Raw genomic sequence first — 18,266 nt, forward strand, 5'->3', positions numbered from 1 at the left:
ATCTATGAAGCTCAGTAATGTTTCGTTCTTTTATTGGTTTTTGATAACAACTCTGGGTTCTTTGTTGCTGGTGTTTGCTATTAATTATACCATTGATATCTACGGTCTTTATGCCAGTGTGAAAGGGGAGAGTAAAAAAGTGTATTATAATGAAAGGAAAAGTAAATTGCTTCTTTCTAAAAATTATATTCCTACAAATTACAATACCATTTTAATAGGCCCCTCTCTCTCTGATAATATCAATGTGTCTTATTTTTCGGATGAAGAGCTTTCCATTTATAATGCAAGTATGATGGGTGCTAAAATCAATGAATTAGTACCCATCGTAAAAAACTTTGTGGAAAAAGGAGGGCAGAACATTATCATATGCCTCCACCCATACCTGACTGATTCATATAAGGAGCTAGACTCTCAAGAAAAAAATAATTATATGATAGTGTTAGGTTCTCTGGATTTATATAGATCTTATTTATTGATGTTATTAGACGGGACTTCTGTTAAGAATAAAATCTCGAAAAACGACATAGACCAGTATGGGTTCAACAATTATTATAGCTTTTTAAAGGTTGCCGATGTCAAAAAGAAAATAGAAGAAGAGGCGGCTTTACACCAAGATGAAGAGATCAAGGTTGGCCCAAAGGCATTAACTTCTTTGGAAACAATACTCTTATTTCTCAAAAAAAACAATGTTAGATGTATGGGGTATTTTCATCCAATTCCAGAAGGAATTTACAATAAAAATAAACAAAACTATGCCAACTTTCAACACTCGATCCAGAGTGTTTTTGAGAAATCAAAAATGAAAACAATCGACTTTAATACTCCAAAATTTAAAGATTTTACTAGCAATTATAACAATTATATTGACCATGGGCATTTAAGCGAAATGGGTCAAAAGGAATTGTTTGAAACAGTGCTTAACGAGTTTCAAGAGGTTTGTCACTAATTTTAATAGATTCAATATGCAAATAGATTACTCCCAGAAGAAACATATCCCAGTACTTGATGGGATTAGAGGCTTAGCCATTTTACTTGTACTGATATTCCATCTATTTGATTACATACCAATAACAAAAATTGGATGGATTGGAGTTGATCTGTTTTTTGTACTTTCTGGTTTTTTAATAACGGGTATATTGCTAAACACCAAAGATAGTCCAAATTACTACCAGAGTTTTATTATCCGAAGAGCTCTTCGGATATTTCCGCTATACTATGGCTTTTTAGTTTTCTTTATGATTATCGTCCCGTTCACCTCTTTGAGTCAGTCTATAACAGACTACGACTATCTTACCGAACATCAAGTATATTATTGGTTTTATCTACAGAACTGGCTAGCGTCATTCGACCAAAATTGGCCTACAGGTAATGCCATATCTCACCTTTGGTCACTGGCCGTAGAAGAGCAATTTTATCTTTTGTGGCCTTTTGTAGTATATTTTTTATCACATAAACAGATAAAAACCTGCTGTATCGCGATTGTTATACTTGCCATACTCATAAGAAACCTATTGATATTCAATCAATTGTCATGGGTTGCACCATATATTAATACCTTAGCCCGCTTTGACAGCTTGGCCATAGGAGCTTTATTGGTGATTTACATCAGATACAACAAAGAATTTATAGAAAAATATATCAGTAAGTTCCTGCTAGTTACAGGAGTGCTTTTCATATCTATTTTGATCATCATAAAAGCAAATGGGGGGCATAACCCGCTATTGTTAACAAACCCCATAATGCAAAGCATAGGTTTTACCGTAATAGGCTTTTTCTTTGCAGCACTAATAGCTATCTCTTTGCAAAAAAACGGGAAAGCACCTGCCTTTTTTTCCAATCCACCACTCCTTTTTTTAGGGAAATACTCTTACGGGCTTTATGTATATCATTCAGTTCTTGACAAATTGTTTTTTAATGAAATATATACTGCATTGGGCGCAAATGGAATTACTTCAAATATATTAACCTCTCTGTCTATTCTTGCTTCGTCCGTAATACTTTCATATATATCCTTCCATTATTACGAAAAACATTTTCTGAAATTCAAAAAACTTGTTGTGGTAAAGCTTATATGAAAAAAGAAAAAAACAATTCGAGAAAGCAACGGCTTGGTTGGATAGATTATGCTAGGGGGATTGCCATTATTCTTGTGGTGTACAAACACGCAGTTGTCGGGTTCCTCTCTTCAAAAGTAGAAATCCATCACTTTTTGTTTGACTTTCAAGAGATGATTTATAACCTCCGGATGCCACTTTTTTTTATGCTTTCGGGAGTTTTTATAGAAAGAAGCCTCCAGCGGCGAGGATTTTCTGAGTTCTTGAAATACAAAGCAAATAGCATTATCTATCCTTTTTTCGTTTGGGGAATTATCCAGGTTTTAATTCAGATAGTAGCCTCTAACTATACCAACAGCCAAAAAGAGCTTTCGGATATTTTATATCTTTTTTATTACCCTAGGCTAATCGATCCTTTTTGGTTTTTGTACACACTATTTGCCGTAGTAATGGCTTATGCGGTGCTCAAGTCTTTTGTAGGAATGAACAAGATAACCTTGTTTGCCCTGAGCTTAGGCTTGTACTTCTCTTCATTTTATATCAAAACCGACCTTTTCTGCATAAATGATATCCTATTCTACTCTGTCTTTTTGGTAACAGGTATTCTATTGTCAAAGCTATTGCTTGACGAAAAATCAGAAGGGTTATTGACATCCCCTAAGTTACTGCTGATCCTATTGCCTATAGTGCTCGCAGGCCAATGGTACTGGTACACACATCACAAAGGACTTGTTTGGTTCACGGATCTTACCGGAATAGATCGCTTCTTGTTTTTGCCGATAGCTATTGTAGGCGCTATGCTCGTCTTACACATTTCCTTTTTATTAGATAAGAAAAATACACTTCCTTGGCTACGGCGTATTGGAAGTTATTCCTTATATATTTATGTGATGCACTTGATAGTAACTGGTACATCAAGAGCTATTTTACTTAAAGTATTTGGTGAAAGCGTTGCTACTTATTCAGCCATAGCCGTGATAATTCTTGGAGTATTGGTTCCAATACTTCTCTATAAAATCACAGAAAAGTTGCACATGGATTTTCTTTATGAACCGCCCAAATGGAAGCTATTAAAAGGCAAATTAACATCGGCGAAGCAATCAAAGGCTAATTGAAAATCATCTGTTTGGTGAAAGTATGACCATCCAACCTTACCCGAATAGTATAAAAGCCTGCTTCCAATTCTCTGGAAAATGAAATAGGGAAAGTACTTTTGCCAAACACTATTGTTTCAGCCAAAACCTCTCTTCCCATTGCATCAAAAATATAGACATCTACTTCTTTGTTGACAGCTTCTGAGAAGTAAATAGAAAACTGACCATTTGGAGCAGGATTTGGAAAGGTGACCAACCCTTCGTTTTTGAAGCTGTTTGCGATTGAAATTACTTTCGAATAACTGAAACTTCCATCTTGGTTAATAATTTTCAGCCGGTAATAAACACTTCCGCTTTCGGAGTTGAAATCACTGTAAGCGTAGTTATCCCCCCCTCCATCCGCCCCTTTGGATAAGATTTTTGCGATTTTTATGAAATCAACTCCGTTGCTAGATCTTTCTAATTCGAAATGTGAGAAATTCCATTCACTTGCTGTAGCCCAATGAATGTCCGATATCTGCTGGTTACTGGCAACATCAAAATCTACCAACTCTACAGGTAAAATCGCTAGGTCATCGCCTATTAAAGCTGGCCCTTGTATATCTCCAAACAACCCCATATGATAAGAAGACAACTTACCAATATAAATATCTTGATAGAGCTTTTCATCCCAAGCCGTTCCTCCATCATTTATGAACAAGATATCTCCTGTATCTTCTACTTTCAAGAATGAGTTTTCAGGTAACCTCAACCTTGACATATTAGTTGCTCCACCTCTACCTAATCTAAACTGAAGAATCCCTTTTATTACAATCCCCATTGGAAGGTTGTCAGCCGAAAGGCTTTCGTAATAATCAACCAAAGAATTGACAACCACTACATGTCCTTGGTTAATTACTATGGCATCTCCAGCTTTTGGCACAGCTGGTTGTCCATCACAATTCCAAGTGTTTTGGTTGCCCCATACACCACTACTCACACTTGCACAAATGCCAGCCAGAGTTGCCTTTGCCACCATTAGAATAGCAAAGAGAAACAAGTATTTCTTGTCAAAGAAAAACATACACGATACTTTTTGTAAAAACTACTTGATATTTAGCATATTACATACTGGCTTGACTGGTAAATGCAGTAGAGTTTTATAGTAAATATTGAGAAGGTGATATAATAAAGTGCAGGCTATTATATGGAAAAGGTTTAATCAAAGATATGTTATATGCATATTATATCAATAGTAAGCCTATTATTTTTTTATTAATATATATCTTTGAAGAAAGTGTGCATGCTACTTATGGAGCTCTTCATAAAGGTAAAATAGCTGTTATCATTAAAAAAATAAGGAATGGTTCCTTTTTTAAAACAATGTATTTTCATATGAGCGATAATAAGTTTTCTAACGATAGAATTTTGGAAATAACCGTTACAACATTCTCTGTTTTTATTATATTACTCTTGTTTTTGAAAATCATATTCTTCTAGATAATTAATGTTGATTGGAGCAGGAAAAATCGAAAAGCTAAAAGGTTGGTTATTAGACGAGCTGTATCAAAAAAAGCTTCAATCTACTACTGGATTTATCCTGTTATTGGTGATGTCGATATTGACCACTTTCATCATCACCAAAACCCCATCTACATTTGGGTTATTCATTATAGGAGGCCTTGTGGGGTGCTTGGTACTTATATTAGCTTTTGTAGATAGTTTTTTTGCTCTCACTTTGGCAATTATTGTGTCTATCGTTGGCAACCCTATCCATAAGTATTTGCTAAGACCTATCCCTTTTGGGGTATTGGTCGATGTATTGATCATGATCAACTTCATTGGTTGTATAAGTATGCAGTTACGGGAAAAGAGGTGGAACACTAAAACCATTATGCATCCTGTCACTTTCGTCCAGATTATATTTACCCTGTATATGATGCTGCAATTTTTTAACACAAACATGCACTCTCATCAAGGGTATTTTGGTGTAGCAAGACGAATACCTGTTTTTTTAGCTGTATACTTCATTGCTATATACAACTTAAACAATATCAAATTTCTCAAAAAGTTTATTGTTTTTTGGTTGGTAGTTGCCCTCATAACTGCATTCTATGCTTTTTACCAAGAGTTTGCAGGAATAACAAACTATGAGCTGAGGTATTATAATTCAAATGAAAAAGCCTTGAAGCTAGTGTTTATTGGTGGGAGGTTTCGGAAGTTTTCCTTTTTCAACGACCCTACTTCTTTTGGTATCTTTATGGCTATCTCAGGCCTGCTTTTCATGGTATTATCTATGGGTCCATTTAAAACCAGAATCAAAATAGGACTATTTATTAGTTCACTTATCATGTTTATCGCCATGGCATTTTCTGGTACCCGTACCGCATATGCAATCGTACCTATTGGAATTGTGATATTTGCTCTAATGACAATTACGCATAAAAGAACATTGATCATTGCATCGTTTTTTACAGTAGTAATGGCAGTGATTCTTTACGGACCTTTCTATGGAAACCGAACGATTAACCGAATTCGCTCTACCTTTAAGTTTTCAGAAGATGCATCGCTGAATGTCCGAGATGTGAATAGGGCTTTTATCCAACCTTATATTTACGAACATCCTTTTGGGGGAGGGGTAGCGACCAGCGGTGTTCCAGGAAAAATTTTCAACCCTAACCACTACTTAGCAGGATTTCCACCCGACAGTGCTTACTTACAAACAGCTATGGAACTAGGGTGGATAGGACTTTTCCTAATGCTACTAGTAGCTTATGTAAATATGCGAACAACAATTAAAGGATATTATAGGTCCTACGACCCAAAAATAAAGACTTATTACCTTAGCTTTGCAACAGTTATTTTCACCATTATAGTAGCCCAATACGCCCAATATGCGCTTTCTTTTACCAATAGGCTATTCTATATGATATTACTAGCTTGTATAGTCAAACTTATTGACTTTGATAAGAAACCTGATTCGATTGAACCCCAACCTTCACAATGATACGGAATTTGATCAACCTTAAGAATATCAATATTTATCATATTTGGCTGCTGAGCATTCTTTTTTTTGTCGCACATATTCCCGCTATTTTCAATAATCATGGTAATGTAAATGCCTACGTTCTATTTACCCAAGCATTATTGGATGGAAAATTGTACCTGCCTCAAATTGAAGGGTATCACTATCTTGATCTTATCCATTTTGAAGGAAAGTATTATCTTCCATACCCACCCTTTCCAGCTATTTTTTTATTGCCGTTTGCAGCTGTGTTTGGTGCAGAGAGCATCAACCCTGTATTGGTCTGTATGCTGCTTACCTGTGTTAACTTTTTTATTTTTTATACCATTCTGAAGCGACTCAATATTTCTGGAGAAAACCGACTCTGGATGATACTAGCTTTCTTTTTTGGTACAGGATACTGGTTTGTGCTTATCACCTCACATCATGTATATGGGTTCGCTCATATTTCCTGTATTACCATGATTTTGTTAGGCATGAGCGAGCTATTTGGCAAAAGGAGAGGCTGGATTATCGGCATATGTTTAGGGGGAGCCTTCTTATCGAGGCAAATGAGCGTATTTACCGGAATTTTATTTTTGTATATCCTTATTGAAAAAGAAATAAAAAAGGAAAAGCCCAACTTCACAAACCCAATTAGTTTTGCCCTCTCGTCCTGTATGTTTCTATTCATATATTTCTGGTACAACTATACAAGATTCGGTGATTTTATGAATACAGGATATGAATACATCGCATATATAGAACCAATGAAAGCGAGAGTGGAGGAGTATGGTGTATTTAGCCTAAAATACTTTTTGTTTAATTTTTACACTATGTTCATCAAAGGGCATAACATCCATTTTACAGGAGAAGGGCTATTGAATATAAAAGGGATGGATCTTTTTGGCTCATCTTTGATCAGCGCCAGCCCTTTTGTGTTATTTGCCTTCAGAACTAACTGGAAAAAAGGATATGTAATTTCTACCGTTGTGGCAATCATCATTATTCTTACAGGTCTACTACTGTACCATAACAACGGGTTTCACCAAGTAAATACCAATAGGTTTGCTCTAGATTTTATGCCTATCTTATTTCTTTTGATTGTACATAGCCTTGCAAAAATACCAACATGGCTTATTAGGTTTACCGTTAGCTATGCTATAGTTATCAATATTATCAGCTTTATTATTCACATGATTTACCAATAGAAATGGAAACCCTTTCTACTAAAAACACTACTTTCAAGACATCAATTGAGCTTTTACTCATTATTGGGTTTGCAGCTATCCCTCTTGTTTTCCCTGAAATGCCTTATAGGGTAAACATCTACCTTTCGTGGGAAGGAGCTTTTAGACTATACGAAGGGCAATTGCCTTATAGAGATTTTGGCTTGCCTATGGGTGTTGTGTACTGGGTAATACCTGCTCTGTTTTTCAAACTATTTGGTCCTTATCTCATTACTCTCATAAAAGCCCAAGTATTTATAAATATAGTAGCGGCTTTTGCTTTTAGAGATATACTCAAATTATTCAAGCTAAGCTTTGGCGAAAGAGCCCTTGCCCTCATAATCTTTGGCATTTCTTATGTGATGTTCAATTATTGGCCCTGGTACAACCATTCGGTAATTGTGTATGAAATCATTTCCTTGGCTTTCATAGTCAGGTTTGCTTTTAGCGATAAGAAATCAAAAAAGCTTTTGTATTTGATAATCGGGGCTGTGTTTGCCTTCATTTGTTTTTTTACAAAGCAAGATGGAGGAGGAATGGGTTTTATAATTTGTCTTGCTATTGTAGCTTATACTTCTATTATCGAAAGGAACTTTATGTTTCCTATATACTACATAGGAGTTTTTGCCATTTTGCTTACCTCAACTATATTGATATTTAAAGGCTTCGATTTTGGCTATTGGTTCAACTATGGGCAGCCCCCGCATTACTCAAGGGTATCTGCTGCAGATATAATTGAGGACTTTTTAGCCAAGTCGTTTTGGGAAAAATTTTACCTAGGGCTAATGATTATGATCCTCATTACCCAAATCACAAGCTTCAAAACTTTTCTTGCCGACAAGCAGAAGTTCCTTTTTGCTTTGTTTTCATTCGCCATAGTAGGGGAGGCCCTTGTGTTCCAAGTTACCAGCTACGTACCTGCCAATGGGCATATATTTTTCCATAGCTTTGCATTTGCATACATCATTCATTTCATAGGACCTAAGCTCAACGTTGACCGCTTTCCCAACCTTATAGTCTATAGTCTTTGCTTGCTTATGTGGTGGAGCTCTCCGCATTGGCGACTTATTCAACCTTTTTATGCAAAAGTCACCCCTTTCAAGAAAAAAGAGAACACTAAGATTGTATCAAAGAATTCGTACATAAAAAAAGGAGAGGGGGGAGCAAGTAACCAGCCATGGGTTTCCACTCCCGAATGGGCTGCTTTCAAAGGAATGAAAATGCCCCAAGAAACCAAGCAAGGAATCATCGACATACTGAACTTAGAAATAGTAAAAGAAAAAGGAGAACATCTTAAGGTTCTCAATATGTCAGAACTTACTCCTTTGGCACATACCATAGGATACGACCTACCCAAAAGCAGTCAACAACCTCTTTGGTACCACCAAGGTGTAGGATTGTTCGATAGGGAAATTGAATACCTCTGCCAAACCATTATAAACGGGGAATATGACATGGTTTTGTTTGAGGAGATTCCTGAGCTAAACAATTTTTACCCTCCTAAAGTACAAGAATGTCTAAAGGAACATTACAAATTAGCCAACAGGTTTACAGCCCCTCGCCGTAATGAACCTGGTGTCGTTGAGGTTTACCTTAAGAATTAATTTTTCGCTCGGAGGAGCTGTTCTTTGTTCAGTAACTTATACTCACATTCTATAGGAAAATGAGCGGAAAGGTAGTTATCGGAATAGGTAATAAACTTTGTAGGCTTCAAATTCTTGGTATGAAACTGATGATCGATCCTTAGAAAAAATAATGATCTCCCATTATAGGTAAACCCAAAGCCATTTCCCGCTTCTTCAAAAGAATTATCAATTCTATCTTTTATATATAGATACGAGTATGTGTAAGGTATTTCGTTGAAGTCTCCGCATAACACAACTTCATAAGGTGAAGAATTGATAAACTCCGTGATCAGGCTAAGTTGATCTTCCCTTCTTATTGCCCCATGCTTAATTCTGCTGAGTTTATCTCTGATGGCACTAGCGGATCCTTCTTTAAGATTCATGGATTGTAGATGAGTATTAATAATACGGATAGTATCTGAATGGACTACCACATCGGCATAAGCAGATGCATTATATAAGTTATTACTCATAAAAAGCTCACCAGAATTTACGATAGGAAACTTAGAAAAAATCACCATTCCTCTTTTTACTCCGTTCTTATGAGCAGGTTTTGACAAAAAGAAATAATCATAGCCTCCACGCTTAGTAATGGCTTCTATGGAATTAAAAATATCAGAATTCTCATCATTATAAAACTCTTGGATACACTTAATATCAGCGTCGTTTTTACTCAACCAATCTTTAAGCAGTATCCCCCTTTGTTGGAGATCTGGGCTATAATAACTTTTTGTAAAAATAGGACCTACATTAAAAAAACTGGCATTATAACTTAATACCTTGAACTTATATGAATCAAGCTCTTCATCATCTGCTGAGTTAACCACATAGGTAGAAAGCACAAAAGGATAACAAAACAACAAAAAAACACTAGTTAGTATAAACTTTAACCACCTTGTTCTCAGTAAGTAATAGGTGAACAGTAATATATTCACTCCAATTACTGGTAAAATGAGTAAAGAGAGAAAATATGCTGGCCAAAAGTGGGAAGGAGGAATGATGGTACTCACTAAAACCGTGATACTTCCTAGTAATAAAACATATCCCAATATACTTTTTTTACTTGTTTTTATCATTGTTAGTACGCCTCTTCTAGTGGAATGCCTATCAGCATTTCTAGTTGGGCTTTTGCTATTTGAAAATCTGCTTCGGATGAATACCTTTTTAGAAGTTCGTTGTTATAAGTCTTTAGCGACTCGCTATAATCATCTAAACTTACTTCTCCATTCTTAAACTTCTGCTCAACTATCAGATGCTTTGAATACTCGTCTTCTACCAGTTGTTGAATTAGTTTATACTGATTTCTATACATATTGAACCGTTGATACTGCTCTATAACCAAGGCCCTTACTTGTAACTTTTGTAGCTTTATGTTTTCGGCTGCTATTTCTGTTTCAATTTTAGCTATTTGGTTACCATATTTTTGTTCGGTAAAAATTCCCAAAGGAATCATGACACTAAAGTTGTACCTAGGGTAGAACACATTATTGTTGAAATTTTCAGGAGGATTTATAGTAGCCTCATTGAGGTTTCCTTGTATTTTAACTTGGTTCAACCATTTGCTTTTTTGCATTTTTTCTTGGTACACCTTCATTTGCCTTTGCTTCTCCAAAATAGAATTACCAGGGTTGTTTTTCCAAGCCAACCTCACAAGGTGCTCTTGAATCCCTACTGAATCTATTTCATCGGGAAGTATTATTTTGTTGTAATCTACATCTTGAGAAAAGGCCAAAAGTGGCAAGAAGCAATAATATAACAATACAGATAGAAATTTTACCTGTATTTTGACATGTATGTTTTTTAACATTTTAAATGGTTAATTTTAAGAATTATTAACAACAACAGCACGGAAATTGATCATATATTAGTTATAAAGCTGCATGTCATGATTGCATTAATACCAACCTTTCCAATACAACTTTACTCACAATTTTAAGAAGATAACTACCCTCTGACTTATGTCTGCAGGATAATTGATTACTAACGCTATGTGTTTGCTTCCAGGGCCTGTTGACATCACAGTAAAAATATAATATATATCGATATCAACAACTCCAATCATATGTCTAACACTTTAATAAAAATTATGTATACAAAATACTTATTTCCTATGAAAATACCTACCGTGTATTGTTACATTGGTTTAGTTATTTTGTTGCTAAACACAAACAACTTGATGGCCCAAGACGTGGCCAACCAGACTACCAAGCAAACTTCTGGTGGAACTTCTTACCTCGAATACTTACCCGAGGATTATGCGACTTCTGGTGAAGATTATCCCGTGATGATCTTTTTACATGGCCTTGGAGAAAAAGGCAGCGACATAACAAAGGTTGCTACCCATGGACCTCCGAAACATATTAAGAATGGAAACAAGATGACCTTCGAAGTCGATGGAGAAACATTCAGTTTTATTGTTATTTCACCACAACTCAAAGGTAATTATGGAAACTGGCCCACTAATTATGTAAAAGAAGTATTTGACCACGTAAAAAACATCTACAGAATAGATGAAAATAGAATTTATATCACAGGGCTTAGCCTTGGAGGAGGTGGTACTTGGAACTTTGCAGTAAACTACCCTGAAGAAATTGCCGCTATAGCGGCAATTTGTGGTACAACTCAAGGATATACTGCTGCAAATGCTTGCAAAATAGGATCAGCTAATCTTCCTGTATGGGCTTTTCATGGAGAAAACGACGGAACTGTTTCACCTAATGCATCTAAAAACTGGGTAAATTCAATCAATGCATGCAACCCAGATCCTCTTGCGCTCCTTACCCTTTACCCAGGAATTGCTCATAATGCATGGGACAGAGCCTACCAACCAGACCATCAGTTCCACAACCCAAATGTTTACGAATGGCTGCTATCATACAATAAAAATAAAGTTTACGTAGGCACCGGAAGCAATAGAAGTATTGAGCAACCTAAAGACAGCGTACATATACAAGCTAATATTTCTGTACCTGAACCAGGAAGCGAGACGTACACATGGGAGCAAGTAAATGGACCAACTACCGCCGCACTAAGCGGAACAAATACAGCTACTCTTGTTGCACAATCCTTAGAAGAAGGAACATATACTTTCAAATTATCTGTCACTGCCAATAGTATCACAGAATCTGACGAGATAGACATAACGGTTACCAAACCCAATGTCGCTCCTATTGCAGATGCTGGGCTAAGCAGGACGGTAGTCTTACCAAAAGATACTGTGAAAATCAGTGGTGCACAAAGCTATGATTCTGACGGGAGTATCTCCGCATACCAATGGAAGCAAACAGGTGGGCCCAGTAGTGGAGTTAAAGTGCTTATCAACTTCACCAATGCGGATGAAACCCTTGGGACTCCTTGGAACAATACCCCAAATGCTTTTCGTAACCAAACCATGAGCAACCTTGTAGCGGAAAGTGGTGCTACTACCAATATCAGCCTCCAGATGTTTGAGGGATGGTGGGATGTAAATACACTCGGGGTAACAACCGGCAATGATTCAGGCGTTTATCCTGACAACGTCATGAAAACCAACTATTGGCTAAATGACAATCCCGTAAAGCTTCGTGTAGCCAACCTCGAAGTTGGTCAGTTATATAACTTCACTTTTTTTGGGAGCAGGTCTGGTGTTACAGACAATAGAGCCACTACCTATACTATAGGTAGCGAAACCGTGTCTCTAAACGCTGCTAGTAATAAAGACCAAACTATCAGTATTACAGAAGTATCTCCAAATGCATCTGGTGAAGTCGTAATCAGTATTGATAAAGCTAGTGGTTCTTCATATGGTTATTTGGCTGCCATGGAAATAGAAACTGGTGTGAGTTCTGTAAAAGGTGTAAATGAGCCTGTATTGACACTCAGTAGTTTGACAGAAGGAACCTACAAATTTGAACTTGAAGTAACAGATGACTTAGGGAAAAAAGCCAAAGACAATGTAACAATTAATGCTACTTCCGACACAAATCAAGCTCCTGTGGCAAAAGCAGGAAATGATATCTCTATTGTTGCCCCAGTAGCAGCAGTCACATTGAATGGTGGTACTTCTTCCGATTCGGATGGAAGCATAGAAAGTTACAAGTGGAGCAAAAAATCTGGTCCTGCCGATTTTACCATTGCTAGCCCCGATAAAGCACAAACTGAGGTAACAGGCTTAGTGCTGGGTGTATACGTATTCGAGCTTGAAGTGACGGATGATAAAGGGAAAACAGATACGGACGAGGTTACTGTGACCGTAACCTCTACCGAAAACGAAGCCCCTGTGGCAAAAGCAGGAAATGATATTTCTATTGTCGCCCCAGCTGCAGCAGTCACATTGAACGGTGGCACTTCTTCCGATTCGGATGGAAGCATAGAAAGTTATAAGTGGAGCAAAAAATCTGGCCCTGCCGATTTTACTATTGAAAGTCCCGATAAAGCACAAACTGAAGTAACGGGTTTAGTACCGGGAAAATATGTATTTGAGCTTGAAGTAACGGATGATAAGGGAAAAATAGGCACGGATGAAATTGTAGTGGATGTATTCAATGCGGATGGCGATTGTGGGTGTGACCATGTATTAGGCGAATCAACAGATCAAATCTATATTGACGGCTCTACTATGGATATTCAGCCTGGTGATGTCATTTGTATACAAGCAGGTAATTACAAATTTATACAAATGTGGAATTTTGAGGGAAGTGAAGAAGATCCCATTACCATCAAAAACTGTGGAGGTCAAGTGGTTATCGGCGATGGAACATTCCATTATGGTTTTATCCTCAAAGCAAGGTATTTCAGGCTAACAGGTACTGGGGATTCCAATTTTAAATATGGAATTAAAATAGCCGGAACTGGTAAAGATGCTATAAACTTGGGAATTGGAGGCACATCCACTCATTTTGAAGTGGATCATATTGAAAGTGCCAATGCTGGTTTTGCCGGGATAATGATCAAGGAAGATCCAAAATGCAATAACCCTGAAACTTGGAGGAGAAACTTTGAAATGCAGAATGTAAAAGTACATGACTGCTACATACACGACTCTGGCGGTGAAGGGTTTTACTTTGGATATACATTTTCCAACACAGGTATAGACTGCAACGGGGAAACCATTTTTGGACATCTAATTAAGGATATTCATATCTATAACAATATTATAGAAAATGCTGGGTGGGATGGTATTCAGTTAGGAAGTGCTTATGGAGATGTCAGGATCTACAATAACCATATCAACAACTATGGTACTCAAGATGAGCTTTACCAGCAAACAGGCTTACAAGTTGCCTTGGCATATCCGACAAACGACAATGGTCAAAGCCATATTTACAATAACCTGATAGAAAATGGCACAGGTCCTGGTACACTAATAGGAGGTACTTCCGCTAATTTTTACAACAACATTTACCGAAATGTAGCTTCTTCAAGCAATCATGTAAACGATGGAATTTATATAGGAAATGGAGCAAAAATCCATGATAATGGTTTCAATTTTATCAATAATATGGTCTTTGCCCATTCAAATGCTCGATATACCATTATGGGGGCTAATAATCAGGGAACTAGTCGGATCATTAATAATATAGCGAATGTAGATATACAAGGAGGTGATAAAAAGCAAACAAACCTTATAGCAAGCGATAGTTCCGAGCTCAAAACATTAGTGGAGGACAAAGGAACTAATACTGCGGCATATGGCGTTACCTTCGACTTTAATAATAATACACGACCGCAAGGAGGGGCATTTGATATAGGTCCGTATGAGTTTGTGAAAAAAAAAACTAATGAAAAACCAGTAGTCGTTCTAGATGATAATTATAACATTACACTACCAGCTGATTCATTAATAATTGATGGCAGCGCCTCATATGATCCTGATGGAGAGATATCCTCCTACTTATGGGAGCAAGCATCGGGCTCTTATACCTTAAGCCTTACCAATCCTACAAAAGAAAAACTTATAATAAAAGAGCTTAAAGTTGGCGATTTTGAGTTTTCTCTCACTGTAACGGATGATTCCGGAGCCGTAGACACGCAGTCTTTTACCGTTACCATAGACAGCCAAATAGTAATACCTCCACCAACAGAAGCTACGCCCATCCCAACAAAAGTTACTGCAAGTGATACCAGTTTTACCGATAAAATAGAGGTAAGCTGGGACAAGCCTGAGTTTTCAGGAAAAAAGCTATATTATGCTATTTACCGGAGTAATTCTAGCGATACGACTTCTGCACAACTTATATCGAGCTGGTTATTTGACCAATCATCCTTTATTGACTCAAGCCTTGTAGCGGATACAGAGTACTATTATTTTGTAAAAGCAGCAATATCTAATACTGGAGAAATGCAAAGTTTCTTTAGTATAGGAGATATCGGTTCTACAAAAAAAGAAACTGAAGTAGTTAGGCTGATAAAAGTTGATAAACAACTTTTAGAGTTTGGAGATGTATTATTTGGCGATAGTAGTAGCGCCAAATTCACTATTGCAAATGTAGGAGAGAACAGCCTGAGCATAGACTCTATTATTACTCCTGCCCCATTTTATAGCAACTGGCATTCGGGTACATTAGGCGCTGGGGAGCAAAAGGAAATAGAGGTAAAGTTTATCCCTTCAGATACTGTTTCTTATTTCAAAAGTATTGTTATTTTTTCCAATGCATCTCCTAGTGAGAAAGTAGTGAATGTATCGGGTAAAGGATATATGGTATTGACAGGGCTCGAAAGGATAGACAACGACACAGACATCTTGGCTTACCCCAACCCTTTCATAAACGATTTGTCCTTGGAGCTGGGCAATGACTACCTTGGTAAGGTAGATATAACCATACTCAATAGCAGTGGTGCATTTGTCAAAGCATATCATATTGACAAAACACGAAAGGTAATCAACAAGTATTTCGACCTTTACCAACTACCAGAAGGCCTGTATGTCTTGAAGATATCCTTTGGTGATAAGTTTGTCACAAAAAAGATAATCAAGACAAATTAGTGTTCTAGGTTTTCCTTTTCTACACTATTGAGTACAACCCCAATCAGCTTTTTGTCTATGTCTAGTTTAGATAAAAAGCTGATTGTTTCTTTATCACTCTGTCTAATACTTGTTCTAGAAGAGAATATACCGATTACTCCTTCTACAGAATCTATCAATTCTTTTGCATCCGAGTAATCACTAATGGGCGCTGCCTCTAGCAAAATATAATCATACTCCTTTTTAAGTTCCTTGATTCCTTCTCCAAAAACATTATCTGGAAACACTTCTGATGGGGAGTAATTCCCACCTTCGCAACCTAATACGTCAATACCTTTTATTATTGAGGCAATTATGCCCTTTTTCATGGCTTGTATATCCCCTTTTTCCATCATTGTTTCCAATACCGGTTTTGCCCCCAGCGCCACAGTCAAGTCATTATTAGAGAAATTAGTATCAACAACCAATACCTTTTTCCTGCTTCTACTAAACATATAAGCAAGCGAATGTACCAAGGACGTTTTGCCTTCACCCTTCCTACTACTCACAAATAAAATAACCTTCTTATCAGTAGCCTCTATTTCATACCTCAGCTTCCTTACCGACTCTACAAATAACGCCATGCTCTGGTTTTGCCCCTCTAGTGATTTGGAGAAAACATCCTCAAACCCTTGAGTTTTCTTAATATTAAGACGGTTAATTACAGCGATAAGCTTCAATGGAACACTTTTGCCAAAATACGAAGGTGTCTTAATAGACGTATCAATAAAATCCAACAACAAGATTCCTAGTATACATAGCACAAAACTAGTTGCACCAGATAATGCCACAGTCATTAACCGCTTAGACGGTTCAGGTTCTTGTGGAGGCTGTCCATACAACACTTGCTTAATAGAGCTTGTTGTGGCAAGTAATACATCTAAAGACTCATTATACTTATTCTGGGCATTTAAATAATCTTCACTTGCCAATGTTACATCTCTTTCTAGGGTCGCAATACGCGCTTCTTTAGAAGCATAAGTACCAAAAGTACTTCTCATTGCCCTCAGGTTGGACTCGACCTCTTGTACATCCTGCCTCGCAATCGCTATTTGAGTCTCTAACTCTCTACGTCTATTTTTGAGCTCATCAGCACTCATGTCAGACCCTTCTGATGATGTATCTGTTGATGTAATCTTTTTTTGTAGCTCTCTTCTTAATACAACAATAGAATCTCGTAATGTGCTATTTTGAGAGCCTTCCAAGATATATCTTTCATTCAATACATTTATCCGATTCCTTATTTCTATAATTTCGGAATTCTGGTCACTCCCTAAAATATCACTACCACTCCCAAAAGACTCCAATCTCGCATTGACTGATTTTAGAGAATATTCTAAGCCCCTCAGGTTCTTTTTTTCTTCTTCTAGAGTTGTTTCAAGCTCTTTTATCCGTTCAATTTTACTCGTACTCTCCAAGTTAATGTCAAACACTTGGCTTGATGCTTTAAACTCTCTAAGAGCTTCAGATTTCAAGTCTAATTCCTTCTTTTTTTGCTCTACCAGTTGGGCAAATGTTTTCACAGATTCAGAACTTCTTTGTGTTCGGAGTGAATTATAATATCTCAAAAACTCTTCGCACAAGGTATTTACCAAAAAAGCAGATAGCTCTGGGTTATCAGAAAAAGATGTAATGGAAACATAGTCTGTATACCTTACTCTCGATACGCGTAACATTTTTCGTAAAGAACGGCTTCCATAACCATAGGCTTCCATTAGTTCGAGTAGTACCTTATCATCTTCGGAAAAGAGACTCAACATCTCCATATTTTGCAACTTCCGTTCGATCGTATCGGCTAATACCTTAAAATTCTTACCAGCTAAAACCTTGTTCTCCGCCTTCTTTTTTGGGGTTAATTCTCGAAAACTCTTCTCTGTTTTTAGATCATGAATCAATAACCTATAAGACAGCAAGCCAATTACCATTGGAGAGTTGATAGTCTCTATCAGGTTATCAAATTTTACATTGATTTCATATAAATTAAACCGCTCTTCATTGAGCTTAACCTGATCTGTGATAGTATATCCAGTGGCTAGTTGGGCAGAAGACCGGTATGTTCTCTCTAGGTTAAGGGTAAAAAAAAAGGCTATGACCCCCGTGATCAAAGGAACCCCTATCCACAATATCCTCCTGCGATATAATAATTTTACAATATAAAATATATCCATATACGATATCTGTTATATAAATTACCGTAATTGTAGTCTACAAAAGCTAAAACCAGAGGTAATTTAAAACAATTTACTGGGAAGGGGGGTGCTTCTATTTGTTAAATTATATTAACAGAATTATAACAATT

At 36.9% G+C, this 18,266-nt stretch carries 11 protein-coding genes; 7 read left to right on the forward strand and 4 right to left on the reverse strand.

Going from position 1 to position 18,266, the window contains the following annotated elements:
- Window positions 1–4 precede the first annotated feature (4 nt).
- The 3 genes from R9C00_29550 to R9C00_29560 are packed head-to-tail and all read left to right on the forward strand — an operon-like array spanning window position 5 to window position 3,169.
- Window positions 5–946 (forward strand): hypothetical protein, encoded by a 942-nt coding sequence (locus R9C00_29550; GenBank protein WPO38831.1) that lies wholly within the window; start codon window positions 5–7, stop codon window positions 944–946.
- Between the two features lie 16 nt (window positions 947–962).
- Entirely contained in the window at window positions 963–2,075 is a 1,113-nt protein-coding gene (locus R9C00_29555; GenBank protein ID WPO38832.1) for an acyltransferase, read from the forward strand.
- The gene (locus R9C00_29560; GenBank protein ID WPO38833.1) at window positions 2,072–3,169 is read left to right on the forward strand and encodes an acyltransferase; all 1,098 of its coding nucleotides are present in this window, start codon (window positions 2,072–2,074) and stop codon (window positions 3,167–3,169) included. The genes R9C00_29555 and R9C00_29560 overlap by 4 nt, the downstream gene beginning before the upstream one ends.
- Here R9C00_29560 and R9C00_29565 read toward each other — a convergent pair.
- The gene (locus R9C00_29565; GenBank protein ID WPO38834.1) at window positions 3,162–4,211 is read right to left on the reverse strand and encodes a T9SS type A sorting domain-containing protein; all 1,050 of its coding nucleotides are present in this window, start codon (window positions 4,209–4,211) and stop codon (window positions 3,162–3,164) included. The two genes, R9C00_29560 and R9C00_29565, sit on opposite strands and share 8 nt — an antisense overlap.
- Before the next feature lie 423 nt (window positions 4,212–4,634).
- On the opposite strand from R9C00_29565, the gene R9C00_29570 reads away from it, so the two are divergent.
- Genes R9C00_29570 through R9C00_29580 form a run of 3 tightly spaced genes read left to right on the forward strand, consistent with a single transcriptional unit; the run spans window position 4,635 to window position 8,964 of the window.
- Window positions 4,635–6,134, forward strand: a complete 1,500-nt coding sequence (locus R9C00_29570) for an O-antigen ligase family protein (protein WPO38835.1) — start codon at window positions 4,635–4,637, stop codon at window positions 6,132–6,134.
- Complete coding sequence (locus tag R9C00_29575; protein WPO38836.1) at window positions 6,131–7,342, forward strand: hypothetical protein; 1,212 nt, start codon at window positions 6,131–6,133, stop codon at window positions 7,340–7,342. The genes R9C00_29570 and R9C00_29575 overlap by 4 nt, the downstream gene beginning before the upstream one ends.
- Before the next feature lie 2 nt (window positions 7,343–7,344).
- Window positions 7,345–8,964 carry a hypothetical protein gene (locus R9C00_29580; protein ID WPO38837.1) on the forward strand — a complete coding sequence of 540 codons (1,620 nt, stop codon included), beginning with the start codon at window positions 7,345–7,347 and terminating at the stop codon, window positions 8,962–8,964.
- Here the strand turns inward: R9C00_29580 and R9C00_29585 are convergent.
- Both R9C00_29585 and R9C00_29590 read right to left on the reverse strand, forming a co-directional pair.
- On the reverse strand, window positions 8,961–10,061 hold the full coding sequence (locus R9C00_29585; protein WPO38838.1) for an endonuclease/exonuclease/phosphatase family protein: 1,101 nt from the start codon (window positions 10,059–10,061) through the stop codon (window positions 8,961–8,963). The two genes, R9C00_29580 and R9C00_29585, sit on opposite strands and share 4 nt — an antisense overlap.
- 2 nt (window positions 10,062–10,063) lie before the next feature.
- A complete protein-coding gene (locus R9C00_29590) occupies window positions 10,064–10,792 on the reverse strand; it encodes a TolC family protein (protein ID WPO38839.1) in 729 nt (242 codons plus the stop codon).
- A gap of 303 nt (window positions 10,793–11,095) precedes the next feature.
- Here R9C00_29590 and R9C00_29595 point away from each other — a divergent pair, with 303 nt between their 5' ends.
- Window positions 11,096–15,949: a PKD domain-containing protein gene (locus R9C00_29595; protein WPO38840.1), complete on the forward strand. Its 4,854-nt coding sequence runs from the start codon at window positions 11,096–11,098 to the stop codon at window positions 15,947–15,949.
- Here the strand turns inward: R9C00_29595 and R9C00_29600 are convergent.
- A complete protein-coding gene (locus R9C00_29600) occupies window positions 15,946–18,135 on the reverse strand; it encodes an AAA family ATPase (GenBank protein WPO38809.1) in 2,190 nt (729 codons plus the stop codon). The genes R9C00_29595 and R9C00_29600 overlap by 4 nt on opposite strands.
- Window positions 18,136–18,266: the final 131 nt, after the last annotated feature.

The organism is Flammeovirgaceae bacterium SG7u.111, from assembly GCA_034044135.1.
Classification (GTDB): domain Bacteria; phylum Bacteroidota; class Bacteroidia; order Cytophagales; family Flammeovirgaceae.

What these genes read in the sequence shown, in the direction of transcription:
- R9C00_29555 (WPO38832.1), top strand. Translation starts at nt 963, where the DNA reads ATGCAAATAGATTACTCCCAGAAGAAACATATCCCAGTACTTGATGGG.
- R9C00_29570 (WPO38835.1), top strand. Translation starts at nt 4,635, where the DNA reads ATGTTGATTGGAGCAGGAAAAATCGAAAAGCTAAAAGGTTGGTTATTA.
- R9C00_29595 (WPO38840.1), top strand. Translation starts at nt 11,096, where the DNA reads ATGAAAATACCTACCGTGTATTGTTACATTGGTTTAGTTATTTTGTTG.
- R9C00_29560 (WPO38833.1), top strand. Translation starts at nt 2,072, where the DNA reads ATGAAAAAAGAAAAAAACAATTCGAGAAAGCAACGGCTTGGTTGGATA.
- R9C00_29580 (WPO38837.1), top strand. Translation starts at nt 7,345, where the DNA reads ATGGAAACCCTTTCTACTAAAAACACTACTTTCAAGACATCAATTGAG.
- R9C00_29590 (WPO38839.1), bottom strand. Translation starts at nt 10,792, where the DNA reads ATGTTAAAAAACATACATGTCAAAATACAGGTAAAATTTCTATCTGTA.
- R9C00_29575 (WPO38836.1), top strand. Translation starts at nt 6,131, where the DNA reads ATGATACGGAATTTGATCAACCTTAAGAATATCAATATTTATCATATT.
- R9C00_29565 (WPO38834.1), bottom strand. Translation starts at nt 4,211, where the DNA reads ATGTTTTTCTTTGACAAGAAATACTTGTTTCTCTTTGCTATTCTAATG.
- R9C00_29550 (WPO38831.1), top strand. Translation starts at nt 5, where the DNA reads ATGAAGCTCAGTAATGTTTCGTTCTTTTATTGGTTTTTGATAACAACT.
- R9C00_29585 (WPO38838.1), bottom strand. Translation starts at nt 10,061, where the DNA reads ATGATAAAAACAAGTAAAAAAAGTATATTGGGATATGTTTTATTACTA.
- R9C00_29600 (WPO38809.1), bottom strand. Translation starts at nt 18,135, where the DNA reads ATGGATATATTTTATATTGTAAAATTATTATATCGCAGGAGGATATTG.